The sequence below is a fragment of the Streptomyces sp. NPDC042002 genome (genome assembly GCF_055588305.1).
Genome location: NZ_JBVJCT010000004.1, coordinates 350,506 through 366,812, shown reverse-complemented (window position 1 = coordinate 366,812; position 16,307 = coordinate 350,506). Strand labels below are relative to the sequence as shown.

The 16,307-nt window shown below is 70.8% G+C and carries 13 protein-coding genes; 3 read left to right on the top strand and 10 right to left on the bottom strand.

The genetic code is table 11. From position 1 onward, the window contains the following. Window positions 1-100 precede the first annotated feature (100 nt). Window positions 101-811 carry a 4'-phosphopantetheinyl transferase family protein gene (locus ACZ6KY_RS09290; protein WP_469309681.1) on the bottom strand — a complete coding sequence of 237 codons (711 nt, stop codon included), beginning with the start codon at window positions 809-811 and terminating at the stop codon, window positions 101-103. Then, a complete protein-coding gene (locus tag ACZ6KY_RS09285) occupies window positions 759-1,667 on the bottom strand; it encodes a metallophosphoesterase family protein (protein WP_469309680.1) in 909 nt (302 codons plus the stop codon). Before ACZ6KY_RS09285 ends, ACZ6KY_RS09290 begins: the two co-directional genes overlap by 53 nt. Before the next feature lie 252 nt (window positions 1,668-1,919). Between ACZ6KY_RS09285 and ACZ6KY_RS09280 the strand changes: the two genes are divergently transcribed. Further along, a complete protein-coding gene (locus ACZ6KY_RS09280; protein ID WP_469309679.1) occupies window positions 1,920-3,107 on the top strand; it encodes an ATP-grasp domain-containing protein in 1,188 nt (395 codons plus the stop codon). 134 nt (window positions 3,108-3,241) lie between these two features. Then, entirely contained in the window at window positions 3,242-4,930 is a 1,689-nt protein-coding gene (locus ACZ6KY_RS09275; RefSeq protein ID WP_469309678.1) for a carbohydrate binding domain-containing protein, read from the top strand. A 112-nt stretch (window positions 4,931-5,042) separates the two neighbouring features. Here the strand turns inward: ACZ6KY_RS09275 and ACZ6KY_RS09270 are convergent, their stop codons facing one another. The 4 genes from ACZ6KY_RS09270 to ACZ6KY_RS09255 form a co-directional block, all read right to left on the bottom strand. Continuing rightward, window positions 5,043-7,799, bottom strand: a complete 2,757-nt coding sequence (locus ACZ6KY_RS09270; protein WP_469309677.1) for an alkaline phosphatase family protein — start codon at window positions 7,797-7,799, stop codon at window positions 5,043-5,045. Between the two features lie 4 nt (window positions 7,800-7,803). Continuing rightward, on the bottom strand, window positions 7,804-9,189 hold the full coding sequence (locus ACZ6KY_RS09265; RefSeq protein WP_469309676.1) for an ABC transporter permease: 1,386 nt from the start codon (window positions 9,187-9,189) through the stop codon (window positions 7,804-7,806). After that, window positions 9,186-10,127 (bottom strand): ABC transporter ATP-binding protein, encoded by a 942-nt coding sequence (locus ACZ6KY_RS09260; protein ID WP_469309675.1) that lies wholly within the window; start codon window positions 10,125-10,127, stop codon window positions 9,186-9,188. Before ACZ6KY_RS09260 ends, ACZ6KY_RS09265 begins: the two co-directional genes overlap by 4 nt. A 362-nt stretch (window positions 10,128-10,489) precedes the next feature. Then, the gene (locus ACZ6KY_RS09255; protein ID WP_469309674.1) at window positions 10,490-11,827 is read right to left on the bottom strand and encodes a 6-phospho-beta-glucosidase; all 1,338 of its coding nucleotides are present in this window, start codon (window positions 11,825-11,827) and stop codon (window positions 10,490-10,492) included. Between the two features lie 372 nt (window positions 11,828-12,199). Here ACZ6KY_RS09255 and ACZ6KY_RS09250 point away from each other — a divergent pair, with 372 nt between their 5' ends. Beyond that, window positions 12,200-12,367, top strand: a complete 168-nt coding sequence (locus tag ACZ6KY_RS09250) for a hypothetical protein (protein ID WP_469309673.1) — start codon at window positions 12,200-12,202, stop codon at window positions 12,365-12,367. Between the two features lie 49 nt (window positions 12,368-12,416). On the opposite strand, the gene ACZ6KY_RS09245 is transcribed toward ACZ6KY_RS09250, so the two are convergent. From ACZ6KY_RS09245 to ACZ6KY_RS09230, 4 genes are read right to left on the bottom strand one after another with little or no spacing between them, the layout of a single operon-like run. After that, window positions 12,417-12,872, bottom strand: coding sequence for a MaoC family dehydratase (locus ACZ6KY_RS09245; RefSeq protein ID WP_469309672.1), 456 nt, complete (start codon window positions 12,870-12,872; stop codon window positions 12,417-12,419). Further along, on the bottom strand, window positions 12,869-14,395 hold the full coding sequence (menE, locus tag ACZ6KY_RS09240) for an o-succinylbenzoate--CoA ligase (RefSeq protein WP_469309671.1): 1,527 nt from the start codon (window positions 14,393-14,395) through the stop codon (window positions 12,869-12,871). Before menE ends, ACZ6KY_RS09245 begins: the two co-directional genes overlap by 4 nt. Window positions 14,396-14,405: 10 nt before the next feature. Next, window positions 14,406-15,278: an amidohydrolase family protein gene (locus ACZ6KY_RS09235; RefSeq protein ID WP_469309821.1), complete on the bottom strand. Its 873-nt coding sequence runs from the start codon at window positions 15,276-15,278 to the stop codon at window positions 14,406-14,408. Between the two features lie 11 nt (window positions 15,279-15,289). Next, a complete protein-coding gene (locus ACZ6KY_RS09230; RefSeq protein WP_469309670.1) occupies window positions 15,290-16,207 on the bottom strand; it encodes an SDR family NAD(P)-dependent oxidoreductase in 918 nt (305 codons plus the stop codon). Window positions 16,208-16,307 lie beyond the last annotated feature (100 nt).

Sequence of the window (16,307 nt, the reverse complement as noted above, 5' to 3'; positions counted from 1 at the left end):
CGGAATGTGTGCCGTGAGGTCTGCCGCGATGTCGTCCGCCACGGTGTCGAGGGTACGCAACCGGGCGCCAACAGCCTTGATCTCGGGGCCAGTTCAGCGGTCAGAGCCGGACGCCGGACCGGACCGCGCGCGGCACCGTGACCGCCGTCGCGACCAACCCGTGCTGGACGGTCCAGCGTCCGTCGAAGGCCTGGACGGTCACGCCGTCCACCACCGGCCCCGGGACCAGGAGTTGGGCGCGGAAGCTCCCCGAGAGGCTGGGAGCGGCGGGCGTCGGGTCGAGGGAGATGTCGATGTCCGCCTCGGAGAAGTCCAGCCACCTGCCGGTGAGCGGGAACCACGCCTTGTAGACCGACTCCTTCGCGCTGAACAGCAGCCGGTCCCAGTGGACGGCGGGTGCGCCGGCGCCGAGGCGGTCCAGGCGGTCCGACTCGCCGGGCAGGGCGACGGCGTCCAGGACGTCGTCGGGGAGTGCCAGGTGGGGTTCGGCGTCGATGCCGAGGGAGGCCAGATCGGTGGCGCGGGCGAGGGCGGCGGCGCCGTAGCCGTCGCAGTGCGTCATGCTGCCGATGAGGCCCGCCGGCCACTGCGGGGCTCCGCGCTCGCCCGGCAGCACGGGGCCGGGCGTCACCCCCAGCTTCTCCATGGCACGCCGCGCGCAGACCCGCACGGTGGTGAACTCGCGGCGCCGCTTCCCCACGGCGCGCGTCAGGACCGCCAGCTCCTCGGGGTACAGGGTCGCGCCCTCGGCCGCGTCGTCACCGTGGCTCTCCACGGCCACGACCGACTCCGGAAGCAGTTCCTCCATCACCGGTTTTGACCTCCATCGGCAGAATGCGGCGCAGCGTGCCGGGCGGTTCCGGTCGCTTACGCCATTCTCGCGGATAACCCACCGACACCTCTTCGAAGCGGACACCCTCGTGCCAGGTGGTCCGGGGGATGTGCAGATGCCCGTAGACCATGGTCTCGACGCGGAACCTGCGGTGCCAGTCGGCGGTCGCCAGGGTGCCGCACCACATGGCGAACTCGGGGTGCCACAGGACGTCCATCGGGTGACGGTCCAGGGGGTAGTGGTTCACCGGGATGACGGGCAGGTCGTCGGGGAGTTCGGCGAGTCTGCGCTCGGTCTCGGCCACCCGGGCCCGGCACCAGGCCTCGCGGCTCGGATAGGGGTCGGGGTGGAGCAGGTACTCGTCCGCGCACACGATGCCGGTCTCGTGGGCGTACGCCAGCCCCTCGTCCTTGGTGGCGCAGCCCTGCGGCAGGAGCGAGTAGTCGTAGAGCAGGAAGAGCGGCGCGACGACGGCGGGGCCTCCCGGGCCGTTCCAGACGGGGTAGGGGTCCTCGGGCGTCGTGACGCCCAACTCCCGGCACAGGGAGACCAGATGCTCGTAGCGGGCCACACCGCGCAACTCGACGGGGTCCTTGGGGTGGGTCCACAGTTCGTGGTTGCCTGGCACCCAGACGACCTTGCGGAAGCGGGCGCCGAGCGTCTCCAGGGTCCACCGGATGTCGTCGACGATCTCCCCGATGTCACCCGCCACCAGGAGCCAGTCCTCGTCCGTCTCGGGGCGCATGTTCTCGACCAGGGCGCGGTTCTCGGCATAGCCGATGTGCAGGTCGCTGATGGCCAGCAGATTCCCGCCACCGCCGTCTGTCGGCCGCACGCGCCACCCCCGTAGAAAGGCGAATGCCAACACAAGAACACACGCGCCCGGCGCCGGACAAGGAGGCCCGGGCGGGCAGGTCGGTGAATCCGTAACATCCCTGTAGCAGCACCAGGGTCCCGCGACCCTTATGATCGCCCCAACACCACCGCTCGAATCTGCCTTGGCGTGCGACGGCTCGGTGTACCTCCCCTACCCCTGGCCGGGCCCGGCCCGCTCCGCCGTGCCCGCGAACCGTGAAAGGTGGCCTGCATGGGCTCTCGCGTACGCGTCTGGCTCAACCGCACGTACGCGGAGAACGTGTTCTTCATGGATCAGCTGCGGAGTAATCCGCAGCACCGCGCGGTCGAGATCCATGCCACCCACGGCGACGCCGACTCTCCCGTACTGGCCGCCGCCGACACCGCCGAGCCGGAGCCCGAGGGCCTGTCTCCGCGCGCCTATGTCGAGTACGCGCTCGACATGTGCGCACGCCGTTCCATCGACGTGTTCGTGCCGGTCCTGCACCAGGACGCGATCGTGGCGCAGCGCGCCGAGTTCGCGGCGCTCGGTACGGCGCTGCTGGCGCCGCCGACGGAGGCGGTCGCGGTCTTCCACGACAAGGCCACCGCGTACCAGGCCGTCGAGGCCGTGGGCATTCCGGTGCCCCCCTGGTGGCGGGTGCGCACGGAGGAGGAGCTGGTCGCGGCGGTCGAGGAGCTGGAGGCCGCGGGTCAGCGGGCCTGTTTCAAGCCCGCGGCCGGGGCGGGCGGTGTGGGCTTCCGGGTGATCACCCGCACGCCTTTCTCGCTGATGCACCTCAACGGGTTCCCGAGCGCGTACGTGCCGATGGACCTGGTCGTGGAGGCGCTGCGCGCGGCCGACGAACCGGTCGACTGGCTGGTGATGCCACACCTCGGACAGCCGGAGGTGTCGGTGGACTGCCTCACCGGTCCTGACGGCCGGGTGCGCATGGCGATCGGCCGCACCAAGAACGGCCGGCGCCGCGGTTTCACCCTCGACGACGCGTGGATCGAGCCCGCCCGGCTGCTCGCGGAGGCGTTCGGGCTGCACTATCTGTCGAACATCCAGTTCCGCATGTACGGCGACGAGCCGGTCCTGATGGACGTGAACACCCGTCCGGCGGGCGGGCTGCACCAGCTCTCCCAGTGCGGGGTGAACGCCCCTTGGGCGGCGGTGCAGTTGGCGCTCGGCGAGGAGACGGGCGAGGTGGTCCCGCCGTTCCTCGGACAGGACTACACGGTGGTCTCCGGGCTGCGTCCGGTGCGTCCGGTGTCGCTGCCGCCGCAGCGGGCCGACGCGCCCGTGCCGACGCTGTCCGCCGTGCCCGCGCCGATCGTGGAGTCCGCGTCCGTGCTGTCCGCCCCGGTCGAGACGGCCGCCGGCGCCGTTTCCGCCCAGGCCACCACGGCCGCGACAGCGGCCATCGCCCCCGCCTAGCCCGCCCTCACGCATTTACCGGTCTGGACCAATTCCGCTCAGTGTCTTGACAGCGGGATTGGTCCATACCAACTTGGTTGCGCACCTCTCTGCACTCCCGAACACCCCCATATCTCCAGGGAGATCGCGTGCGCATGACCATGCTCAGACGTTCCAGACATCGCCTCCTCGCTCTCCTGGGCACGGCCGCGCTGGCTCTCGCCGGTGCGGTCGCTCTGCCGAGTACGGCCGAGGCGGCCAACATCCTGTCCAACCCCGGCTTCGAGACGGGCAGCCTCTCCCCCTGGTCCTGTTCAGGCAACCTGGGTTCGATCGTCTCCACCCCTGTGCACGGCGGCTCCAAAGCCCTTGCGGGGGCGGCGAGTTCGAGTGACAACGCACAGTGCACCCAGACCGTCTCGGTCCAGCCGAACACGACGTACAGCCTCTCGGGCTGGGTCCGCGGCAGCTACGTCTACCTCGGTGTGGACGGCGGTGCCTCGAACTGGACGACGTCCACGTCGGCGTACAGCCAGCTCACCGTGCCCTTCACCACCGGCGCCTCGCAGACCAGCGTCAAGATCTACGTCCACGGCTGGTACGCGCAGGGCACCTACTACGCCGACGACATCAGCCTGGACGGTCCCGGCGGCGGTGGTGGCGGTTCCGACACCCAGGCGCCGACCGCGCCCACCGGCCTGACCTCCACCGGCAAGAGCTCCTCCAGCGTGTCACTGTCGTGGGGCGCGTCGAGCGACAACGTCGGCGTGACCGCGTACGACATCTACAGCGGCTCCAACCAGCTGCTCAGCGTGTCGGGCACGAGTGCCACGGTGAGCGGGCTGTCCGCGAGCACGGCCTACTCGTTCACCGTCAAGGCGCGGGACGCGGCCGGGAACACCTCCGCGGCCTCCAACTCCGTGAGCGTCACGACGGACGCGGGCGGCGGAGGCGGTGGCACCGGCTTCAAGCAGGCCGCTCCCTATCTGTACGAGGGCTGGGGCGACCCCCCGAACCCGACCACGGTGATGAGCGCGACCGGGATCAAGTGGTTCACGATGGCGTTCGTGCTGGACTCCGGCGGCTGCACCCCGGCCTGGGACGGGAGCCGCGCGCTGACCGGCGGCGTCGACCAGACGGCGATCAACCAGATCCGTTCCGCGGGCGGTGACATCGTTCCGTCGTTCGGTGGCTGGCAGGGCAGCAAGCTCGGCGCCAACTGCTCCTCGGCGAGCGCGCTCGCCGGTGCGCTGCAGAAGGTGATCGACGCCTACGGCCTCAAGGCGATCGACATGGACATCGAGAACACCGACGAATTCGAGAACGAGGCCGTCCAGGCGAAGATCCTGACCGCGCTGAAGACCGTCAAGGCCAACAACCCCGGCCTCAGGACGATCGTCACCTTCGGCACCTCGACGACCGGCCCGACCTACTACGGCAACCGGCTCATCGAGCAGGCGCAGTCCCTGAACGCGGGCATCGACGTCTTCACCATCATGCCGTTCGACTTCGGCGGCGGCTCCGACATGTACGGCAACACGGTCAACGCCGCCGAGGGGCTGAAGACCAAGCTGAAGTCGACCTTCGGCTGGGACGACGCCACGGCCTACTCCCACATCGGCATCTCCGGCATGAACGGTCTGTCCGACCAGCAGGAGAACACCACCCCGGCGATCTGGACCTCGATCCGCGACTGGGCGAACACCCACCACATCGCCCGGCTCGCCTACTGGGCGGTCAACCGTGACCGGTCCTGCCCCGGCGGCGGTGTGGTGAGCAACTGCTCCGGTATCAGCCAGAACACCTGGCAGTTCACGTCGATCACGGCCGGCTTCACGGGCTGAGGACGACGACAGCAGGACAACGCGTGGGACAACACGATGGGCCGTCCGGAGAATCCGGGCGGCCCATCGCGTCACGCACCTGCTTCAGCCGTCGCACGTCGTAAGCCGGCCGTCAGCCGTCGGACTCCGACGACGGGAGGTAGGCGCCCGGCACGTCCTGTGGCGCGAAGATCCGGTGCTCACCGGGGTACGGCTTGGTCCACCCGTGCGTCTGGTACCACGTGAAGTGGTTCATCTGCGCGGGGTTGGCGAAGTCGGGAATGGCGTTGGGCCCGGTCAGCCGCTGGTGCGACTTCCAGGTGTCCCACTTCGCCGCGAGCGCCCGCTCGGCCGCGGGCACCTTCGCCGAGGGCACCGGCGCCGCGCTGGGATCCTGCGGCGCCGGGGTGTCCACACCGCAGGAGGGCGGGGTCTTGAGGCCGTCGGTCAGCGAGGTCCGGTTGGGCAGCGCGGTGAACGGCGTGTAGTCCGCGTGCCGGGTGAACGCCGCGCTCATCGGGGTGGCGGCGCTGTCCTTCTGGTTCATCGGGTGGACCCCGAGGATCTGCTCGATGGTCCGGATCAGCGTGATCTGCGAGTAGTAGTGGCTGTCGACGACGCCGTGCCGGGCCCAGGGGCTGATGATCTGGATCGGGGCACGGTGGCCGTCCACGTGGTCGAGACCGGCCTGGGAGTCGTCCTCGACGACGAAGACCGCCGAGTCCTTCCAGTACTTGCTGTGCGAGATCTCGTCGACGATCCGGCCGGTCGCGAGGTCGTTGTCCGCGACCTGGGCGGCCGCGTTCGCCGGACCGCCGGTGTGGTCGCTGGAGAGCCAGAACATGTTCAGGTCCGCCGGCCCGTTCTTCTCGAAGTCACGCTTCCAGATCTCCTCCCGGTAGATGTCCGGGACGCTGGTGTCGAACTTCGGGAAGCCGTGCACGGACACGTCGTTGAGCGACGGGATCGGCGAGGACGAGTTCAGCGTGTACGCGGTGTCCTGCCCGGTCGACGCCATGTTCCTGGAGTCGCAGTACAGGTTCTGCCAGCTCGCGTCCGCCGGCTTGGTCAGGAACTGCTGGAACTCGCCGAAGTCCCGCGCCGACTTCCCCGTCGCCTGCGTGCCGGTCCACAGGAAGCCGGTCCGCTGGTGGCCGAGAGCGTCGTCCTCGGTGTCGTAACTGCGCAGGTACTCACCGGCCGAGGACTCGGTGTACTCCGGATCGTCCGCCTGCATCAGCCAGTTGTGGCCCTCGGCGGAGTTCGTGCCGATGTCGTACGTGTTGTCGTACAGCCCGAACTGCTTCGCCAGGGCGTGCTGGTTGGGCGTCACGTTCTCGCCGAACTGTGCCAGCGACGGGTCGCCGTCGCCTTCCGGGACATCCCCGAAGACCTGGTCGTAGGTCCGGTTCTCCTTGACGAGGAGGAAGACGTGCTTGATCGTCGAGGGCTCGCCGAGCCGCAGCGGGACGGGCACGGGCTTCGCGTGGCTCCTGCCCCTGGACTGCGTCACCGACCCGTGGGTCCAGCCGTTCTGCCGGAAGACCTTGGCCGTCTGCGCCCTGGTGACGCTGTCGTCCGGCAGCGTGAACCGCTGCACGCTCGACGTCGTGTCGTGGGTGCCGTGCCCGGTGCCGCTGATGGTCCGACGGGCGTCGACACCACGGGTGTTGGAGACGACCACGTCCTTGCCGACGGCGGCGATCTCCGCGGGGAAGTAGTCCGTCGGGAGCAGGCCGATGTACCGGACCGGATCCTGCGGGGCCCGGTACCGGTAGACGGCCACGGCGTCGGCGCGGCCGAGCGTCACCAGCAGATGACCGTCGTCGGTGAGCGTCACCGCGTCGGGCTCGTAGCCGACCGACGCCTCCGGCCACGGCTGGGTCGCGATGGTCTGTACGACCTCGTCCTTGACGGTGTCGATGACGGACACGTCGTTGGTGGCGGTGTCGGTGACGAACAGCGCCTTGTCCTTGGCGTACAGGGCGGTCGGGTGCAGACCGACGGGGATGCTCGCGACGGCGGCGGCCGGGTCCGCCAGGTCGATGACGCTGACGGTGCCGGTGGTGGTGGCCGCGGTGACCGGGTCGGCGGGCACCTGGGTGTTGTAGGAGTTGATCGTGGTGTCGCCGGCCTTCGCCGGACGGCCTCCCTCGTTGCTGACGTAGAGCTTGGTGCCCACCTCGGCCATGTCGCGCGGGGCGTTGCCGACGGTCCAGCTCTGCCGGACGGTCCCGGTCGCCGCGTCGATGGCGACCACCCGGTTCTGTCCGTTGACCGCGGAGTACACGGTGGAGCCGTCGGGCGAGAACACCGCCGCGCCCACCAGCGCGTGCTTGGGCCCGTCCGCCGCGATCGGGACGAACACCGGTTTGGCGACGCTGCCGTCCGGGTTCACGGTGAACCGGGTGTAGCCGTCGGTCTGGCCCAGCCAGAGCTGCGAACCGTCGGGCGAGTACGTGGGCCCTTCCTGGCCCACGCTGTTCCCGCTGATGCGCGGGACCGAGGACGCGGCGTTGCTGACGAGCTGCTGCACCTTCCAGTTCTTCAGGTCCACGATCGACAGGGCGCTCCCGCCGTCGGTGACCGAGGCCGCGAGGTGCGTGCCGTCCGGGCTGACCGAGGACGACATGATCTTTCCGTTGTCGACGACGAGCCGGTCGCCGTACGGGGCGATGTACTGGTCGCTGGAGACGACCTGGCCCCGGTCGGTGACCTGGCCGACCTGGTCGGTGCCGAACTGGCGCGTCTGGGCGAAGGCGGCCCCGGCGGCGACCAGGGCGAGGACGGTGGTGCCTGCCGTCACCAGAGGTATCCGTCTGCCGGTGTGTCTGCCGAGAAGGCCCTTGAGCCCCTTCTCGGCACGCCGGCGGCGGCGCGTTACCTGCATGGAGTCATCCCTTCGAGGTGGCCAGCAGGTCGACATTGCCGTCGAACTGCCACAGCGGGTTCGGTGCGTCCCCGGTCGGTGTGCGGACGAGGAAGTAGCCGTTCACCTCCTTCGGACCGTCGCCGTCGGCCATGTATCGGCCGTCCGGGGTGACATCGAGCTGGTAGACGGCCGTCCCCACCGCGTCGACGCCGGGAAGATGCCAGGAGACGACACAGCGCCAGTCGTTGCCCGGCCCCTCGGCCGCGACCTTGACGCTGCCCTTGTCGCAGCTCGCCGTGACCTTGAGCCGCGCCTCCGTGACGGCGGGGCGGTTGAGCTGCCGGGTCTGCAACCGGTAGAGGTGGGCGAACGCCGTCGCGGCCGACCGCTGCACCTTGTCCTGTTCGATCCCGGAGCCCGTGGCCCCCGTAGCGGCAGCGACGACCGCGACCGTCACGGCGGCCAGTCCGACGAGCGGCAGGACTCCGGCGGTGACCGCGCTGCGGCCCGAGCCGTCGTGCGCCGCGTCGGTGAAGTCGCGCCGCATGAACAGCACATAGGCCGACACGGTCGCGGTCACGGCCCACAGCAGGCTGACCCCGATGCCGATCAGGAGCGGGCCGAGCTGAGCGGGGCTGGTGAACAGACCGCTCCAGGCGATGAAGGCGTAACTGGGCAGCGCGAGGCGCACGGCGACGGGGAGCGGCAGCATCTGGGCGAGCTGCATCGCGAGCGCGACGAGCGCGGGCAGCAGCAGGCCCATCGGGGACCGGCCCAGAGTGATGGACCCGAGCAGGCCGATCGCGGCGAGGGCCAGAGTCGGGGCGAGGACGCAGACCCAGGCGAGCAGGACCTTGCCGGCGGCGTCCGCCGGTGTCAGGAGGTGTCCGTCGAGGCCGACCAGCGGCTGGTCGCCGACCGCCACGGCCCCGCCGGCCGAGCTGGAGGCGACCAGTCCGGCCACGAGCAGCAGGATGACGGTGAGGCCGGCCAGCGCCTTCGCCGCGAAGATCCGGCGCGGCGACCTGACGGCCACGAGCAGATGGCGCCAGGTGCCGAGCCGGTCCTCGGAGGCGAACACGTCGCCGGCGACGACCGAGGTCAGCAGCGGGAGCGCCCAGGTGCCCGCGAAGCCGAGCATCACGAGCGCTCCGGCCCACCCCGTGGCGTGCATCCAGCGGCCGAAGAGGGTGTCGACGGGGAGCGTGCTCTGTTGGCTCACCGCGGCGACGAAGAGCGCCGGCACGATCCAGCAGGCGAGGACCAGCAGCCGGATCCGCCACTGCGAGACGAGTTTGACCAGCTCGAAGCGGTAGACACGCGCGACCGAGACACGGGGGGCGGCGGCGACGGCTTCCTCCAGGCCCGGTGCTCCGAGGTCACCGTCCTCGGCGACGGTCGCTGTCATCTGCCGGTCTCCTTCTGCTCGGTGAGGGCGAGGAACGCGGCTTCGAGGGGCGACACCACGGGGGCGAGCTCGCGCAGCGCGATGCCCGCGCGCACGAGGCCCACGACCAGTTCGTCGACGGCGGGGACCAGCGCGCGTACGACGAGCGCGTCGGCGTCGTGCCGTGGTGCGGCGTCGTCGACGACACGGATCCCGGCCGTGCCGAGGGCCAGCAGGCGGGCGGCCCCGGGGTCGGAGGTCAGGACCCGGTAGTCGAGTTCACGGTTCTCGGAGGCCAGCTTGCCCAGCGGGCCGGTGAAGACGACCCGTCCTGTCGCGAGGATGGTGACCTCGGAGCACAGGGCCTGGAGGTCGTCCATGCGGTGGCTGGAGAGAACGACCGCGGTTCCGTTCGCCGCGAGCCGGTCGAGGACACCGTGCACATGGCGTTTGCCGGCCGGGTCGAGGCCGTTGGACGGTTCGTCGAGCACCAGCAGCCGGGGCTCGGTGAGCAGCGCGGCGGCGAGGCCGAGCCGCTGACGCATGCCGAGGGAGTAGCCGCGGGCCGGTTCGTCGGCGACGTCGGTGAGCCCGACCTGGTCGAGCACGTCGTCGACCCCGGCCGCCCGCGTGCCCTGGCCGCGCAGCGCGGCCAGGGCGGCGAGGTTCTGCCGGGCGGTGAGCGAGGGGTAGAGACCGGGCCCGTCCACGAAGCCGGCGACACCGTCGGGGGCGGCGAGCGCCCGCCGGAGCGGGGTGCCGAGGATCTCCAGGCGGCCTTCGTCGGCGACGGCCAGACCCAGCAGAAGACCCAGCAGGGTCGTCTTGCCGGCGCCGTTCGGTCCGACCAGGCCGTGGATCCGGCCTCGTGCCACATCCAGATCGACGCCGTCGAGTGCGACGACGTCGCCGAAGCACTTGGTGATCCCGCGAGCCCGGACGGCGAGGAGTCTGTCCATTGAGTCCCTTCCTTCGAAGCACTCGACGCACTCGAAGCACTCAGGGACCCTAGGGACGGTACACAACGCGGGCACAGGCACCTGGTTGAACACGCAGGAAACGGATCGTCAAGGCGTCGGCAAGTCCGGTGCGCAAAGCGGGTGTCATCGAGACGGACCGGGCAACGTCTGCGGGCGCCGGGTCCGCGAGGAGACCGGCGGAACCCGTCCGTGACGAGGCCGGCGGAACCCGGGTGGCTCAGCCGTCCGCCGGGCCGGGCACCGGAGGCGGGCATCCCGTGCCCGGGCCTCCCCGGTGCCCCGGACCCTCGCCGATCGCGGGCATACGCGGGTCCCGCACCGTAAGTCCTCGCGATCGAGGCCTACTTCAGGTACGCGAGGCCCGGGTGTACGGCCGTGTAGCCGTCGGCCAGTGCGCGTGCCACGTTCACGGAGTCGACGAGCGGGTGCAGGGCGAAGGCCTTCACCGCCGTCGCACGGGACCCCGACTCGGCGGCCGAGAGCACCTCCCGCTCCACCGCCTTGACCGCGCACACCAGTCCGGTGGCGTGACCGGGCAGCGGGTCGACGGCGACGGGGTGCGCGCCGTTGGCGTCGACCAGGCAGGGCACCTCGATGACGGCCTCGGCGTCGAGGACGCTGAGCGTGCCGCGGTTGCGGACGTTGAGGATCAGGGTGGTTCGTTCGTCACGGGCGATGGCCCGCATCAGGGCGAGCGCCACCTTCTCGTAGCCGCCGGAGAGGTCGTCGTCGTCGCGTTCTCCGGCACCGGCCGCGTCCCGGTTCTCCGCCATGTAGGTGGCCTCGCGCTCGGCCCGGGTACGGTCCCAGGCGGTCAGGGCCGCGGCATCGGGGCGCTTCATCTCGTCGTAGAACCGGGCCTGTTGGTCGCGCAGGAACGCGCCGCGTGTCATGTCGGCCCGCTGGTAGGCGCGGACGGTCTCGCGGTTGAAGTAGTAGTAGTGCAGGTACTCGTTGGGGACGGCGCCCAGCGACTGGAGCCACTCCGGGCCGAAGAGCTTGCCCTCCTCGAAGGAGCCGAGCAGCCCGGGGTCGGCGAGCAGTCGCGGGAGTTCGTCGCGGCCCGCGACGCGCAGGCCGCGTACCCAGCCGAGGTGGTTGAGTCCGACGTAGTCGATCCACGCCTCGCGCGGGTTCGCGCCGAGGACCTTGGCGATCCGGCGTCCGAGGCCGACCGGCGAGTCGCAGATGCCGATCACGCGGTCGCCGAGGTGGCGGGACATGGCCTCGGTGACCAGTCCGGCCGGGTTGGTGAAGTTGATGACCCAGGCGTCGGGGGCGAGCCGGGCCACGCGCCGCGCGATGTCCACGGCGACGGGCACCGTGCGCAGGCCGTACGCGATGCCGCCGGCGCCGACCGTCTCCTGGCCGAGGACGTCCTGGGCGAGGGCGACGCTCTCGTCCGCCGCACGCCCCTCCAGGCCGCCGACGCGGATCGCGGAGAAGACGAAGTCGGCGCCGCGCAGGGCCTCGTCGAGGTCGGTGGTGACGGTCACCTCCGGGGCGTCCGGGTCCCCGGCCGCCTGCTCGGCGAGGACGCGGGCCACGGCGGAGAGCCGTCCGGCGTCCAGGTCGTGCAGCACGACCCGGGTGACGCGGCCCTCGGCGCGGTCCCCGAGGAGCGCCCCGTACACGAGCGGGACGCGGAATCCGCCGCCGCCCAGAATGGTCAGCCTCACGCAAGTACCACCTTCGCAGTTCGTGCGGGGACGCAGGCCGCGCGGCGAGGGAGCACGCCACGACCACCTGTCTCACCCGCGTCTTCCAGGAAGCAGCCTGCCACCGCGGCCACGGGCTCGTCCGTCACCACCCCGTCGAGTCCCCGGGGCGAGGACCCCCGTTCTCGCCGTGTCGCACGCGACGGGCGGCGGTACCGGCGAGCCCGCCGACCACTGGGCCGCCATCGAGCCGGCCCCAGGGCCGCGACTTCGTCGACGACACCCGGCTGCTGTGCGCCTCGGACGACAGCTCTCGCGCACTCCTCCCCGAGGACCGGCCGCTGCTCCGGGTCGGCCTGGAGCGGAAGGTGGACGGCCGGCCGGTCACGGGGCATGTCACCAGATCTCTTCGCCCTGCCGCAGCGCAGCCTGTGCGCGGACGGGACGTACGAGGCTGAGGGCGTCGACTACGACACGGCGAGCGGGACGCCGCGCGCCGCGGTGGTCCAGCCCGGCACGTGCGACGTCGCCACCTCCGTGTACGCGTACCAGCTCAGGTAGAAGGCCGATGCGGAGGGGACCCGGAGCACCGCCGGGACAGCCCTCGGCCTCAGACGTAGAACCGCGACAGGCTCTGCAGGACGGCGGCGGGTTTGCCGCCGCCGTCGATCTCCACCGTGCCGTCGACGGCGATCTGCACTCCGCCCGGCACGTCCTCGACCGAGGCGAGCCGCGCGACCAGCCGGATGCGTGAGCCGGCCTTCACCGGGGCGGGGAAACGCACCTTGTTCAGGCCGTAGTTGACCTTCGTGGTGACGCCCTCCACCTCAAGGAGCTCGGTGAAGAGCGGGATGAAGAGGGAGAGGGTCAGATAGCCGTGGGCGATGGGCGCCCCGAACGGACCCTCGGCCGCGCGCCGCGGGTCGACGTGGATCCACTGGTGGTCGCCCGTGGCGTCGGCGAAGGTGTCGATCCGCTCCTGGGTGACCTCGGTCCACTCACTGGTGCCGAGGTCACCGCCCGCGAGCTTCCTGAGTTCGTCGAGGCCGTTCACGGTGATGGTCATGCGTTTCCCTGCCTGGTGCGGTAGCCGGTGCCGTAGCGCGTACGGACGCGGGATTTGAGGAGCTTTCCGGAGGCGGTGCGCGGCAGTTCGTCCACGACGACCACCGACTTGGGGATCTTGTACTTGGCGAGGCGGCCGGAGAGCGAGGCGAGGACCTCGTCCGGGTCCAGTTCGACGCCCGTACGGGCCACGACGACCGCGCGGGGGACCTCGCCCCATGTGTCGTCGGCGACACCGATCACGGCGCACTCGACGATGCCGGGGTGGGCGAGGAGGAGGTCCTCGATCTCGACGGGATAGATGTTCTCGCCGCCCGAGATGATCATGTCCTTGATGCGGTCCGCGATGAAGACATAGCCGTCGTCGTCGACGCGGGCGGCGTCCCCGCTGCGGAACCAGCCGTCGGTGAAGGCCGCGGCCGTCTCCTCGGGCAGCCCCCAGTAGCCGGGCATGACATGGGGTCCGCGGACGACGACCTCCCCCGTCTCTCCCGCGCCGACCTGGGTGAAGTCCGGCCGCACCACCCGGACATCGCTGAAGAAGTGCGGGACACCCGCCGAACCGGCCTTGGTGACCGCGTGTCCGGCGTCCAGGAAGAGGGTGCCGGGCGCGGCCTCGGTCATCCCGTAGCCCTGGAGGAAGGTGAGCCCGCGTTCCTGGTACGCGGCGATGAGCGGGGTCGGCACGGGTGAGCCGCCGCAGGTGAGGATGCGCAGGGAGGACAGGTCGGCGTCGGCCCAGCGGGAGTGGCGGGCCACCCGGTCGAACATCGTGGGAACGCCGAACATGAAGGTGATCCGGTGCCGTTCGATCAGGTCGAAGGTGGCCGCCGGGTCGAAGGACTCGGTCAGGACGCAGGTGCCGCCCTTGAGGAACACCGGCAGGGTGAGCATGTTCAGGCCCGCGGTGTGGAACAACGGGGCCGAGACCAGGGCGCGTTCGTCGGATGTCAGGTCGTGGTCGACGAGGACGTTGACGGCGTTCCAGGCGAGGTTGCCGTGGGTGAGCATCGCTCCCTTGGGGCGGCCCGTGGTGCCCGAGGTGTACATGATGATGCAGAGGTCATCGGCGGTGACCGGCTGGTCGATCGGCTCGTCGGGCGCGTCGGCGATCAACTCCTCGTAGGAACTCCCCACTTCGACGGACGTGCGCACATCGGTGCCGTCCGGCGGCCCGGCGGCGAGCCCGGTCGGGGCCGGTGCGTGGACCAGGGCCCTGGCACCCGAATCGGCGAGCTGGTAGGCGATTTCGGGACCGGCGAGGCGCGGGTTGAGCGGCACGAAGACGGCGCCGAGCAGGCCCGCGGCGAACAACGTCTCCAGGTATGAGGGGTGGTTGGGGCCCAGATAGGCGATCCGGTCCCCGCGCCGGACGCCCTGGGCCCGCAGGGCGTGCGCGAGTCTCGTGGTCCGGGTGTGCAGTTCGGCGTAGCCGATCGCGCCGTCGCCGTGGATCAGGGCGGTGCGGTGCGGGGTCTTGCGGGCCCGGCGTGCGGGCCACGACCCCAGTCCCTCGTTGCGCATCGGACGCCCCTTACGGTGTGAGCCCGAGGAGCCGGGCGGCGTTCTCCTTGAGGATCTTCGGCCGGACCTCGTCCTTGATCGGAAGCTTCTCGAAGTCGGCGAGCCAGCGGTCCGGGGTGAGGACGGGGTAGTCGGAGCCGAAGAGGACCTTGTCCTTGAGCAAGGTGTTGGCGTACTGCACCAGTTGGGGCGGGAAGTACTTCGGCGACCAGCCCGACAGGTCGATGTGCACGCCCGGCTTGTGCGTGGCCACGGCGAGGGCCTCGTCCTGCCAGGGGAAGGACGGGTGCGCCAGGATGATCTTCAGGTGCGGGAAGTCCGCGGCCACGTCGTCCACATGGAGCGGATTCGAGTACTTGAGCCGGATCCCGCCGCCGCCCGGCACTCCGGCGCCGATGCCCGTCTGCCCGGTGTGGAAGAGGGCGATGGTGCCGGTCTCCTCGATGACCTCGTAGAGGCCGTACGCCACGGAGCGGTCGTCGGGGAAGAAGCCCTGGATGCTGGGGTGGAACTTGAAGCCCTTCACCCCGAACTCCTCGACCAGCCGCCGGGCCTGGCGTACCCCCGCCTTTCCCCGGAAGGGGTCGATGGAGGCGAAGGGGATCAGCACGTCCGGGTTGGCGGCGGCCGCTTCGGCGACCTCCTCGTTCGGGACGGGCTCGGTGCCGGTGGCGGACTCGGCGTCCACGGTGAAGATCACGGCGGCCATCCTCCGCTCGCGGTAGTACGCCGCCGTCTCCTCCAGGGTCGGCTTCCGCTTGCCCTCGACCTTGAAGTAGGCGCTGGAGGCGTCGTGCAGACGGTCGTCGAGCGAGGAGCGGCCCTTGGAGGACACCTCGGCGTGGGTGTGGACGTCGATCGCGACGAGCTCGTCCGGGTTCATGGGAGGAGTCATCACGCCTCCGCCGTCTTCGGCGCGGGTATCCCGACGGTCTGCGGTTCGGCGCCGAGGGAGCCGGCCCAGACGTCGGCGAGCGCCTCGGGGGTCCAACCACCGTCCGCGTAGGCCGACTTGATCTCCTGCGGATGCGACCACAGGGCGACCTTGTCGCCGCCGATGCCGATGGCCTGGCCGGTGATCCCGCGGGCGGCCCCGGAGGCGAGGAAGGCGACCAGCGCCGCGCAGTCCTCGGGGGTGCCGAAGCCCTCGCCCTTGCGCAGGAAGTCCGGAAACGGCGTGCCGTCGCGCAGGGCCTCGACGTACGGGGCGAACGCCGGGATCGTCTCGGTCATCGCGGTGGCCGCGACGGGCACGATCGCGTTGACGGTGACGCCCGCGCGGGCCAGCTCCATCGACCAGGTGCGGGCCATGGCGGCGATGCCCGCCTTCGCGGCGGCGTAGTTCGTCTGCCCGAAGTTGCCGCGCTGTCCGGCGGGCGAGCCGACCAGGATCAGGCTGCCGCCCTCGCCCTGTTCGCGCATCCGCACGGCGGCGGCGCGGGCGCAGGTGAAGGTGCCCCGCAGATGCGTGGTGATCACCGCGTCGAAGTCGTCGTCGGTCATCTTCCACAGGACCTTGTCGCGCAGGATGCCCGCGTTGGTGACGAGGATATCGAGCCGGCCGAACTCCCGTACGGCGCGGGCGACGAGCCGGTCGGCGGCCTCGGCCGTGCCGACCGCGACAACCTCCGCGACGGCCTGGCCACCGGCCTCGGCGATGGACTTCACGGCCTGCTCGGCGACGTCCTCGTCGATGTCGTTGACGACGACGCGGGCGCCGACCGCCGCGAGGGCACGGGCGTAGGCCAGTCCGAGGCCACGGCCGCCGCCGGTGACGACGGCGGCCTTGCCGGTGAGATCGATGGGAGGCAACGAGGGGTCCCTTCACGTGGTGCGGGCGCTCGCCCGGAGCGCGGCTGCCCGCAGGAGGTGACGTCGAGATCGAAGCTAAGAGCAATAGTTGTCGACGTCA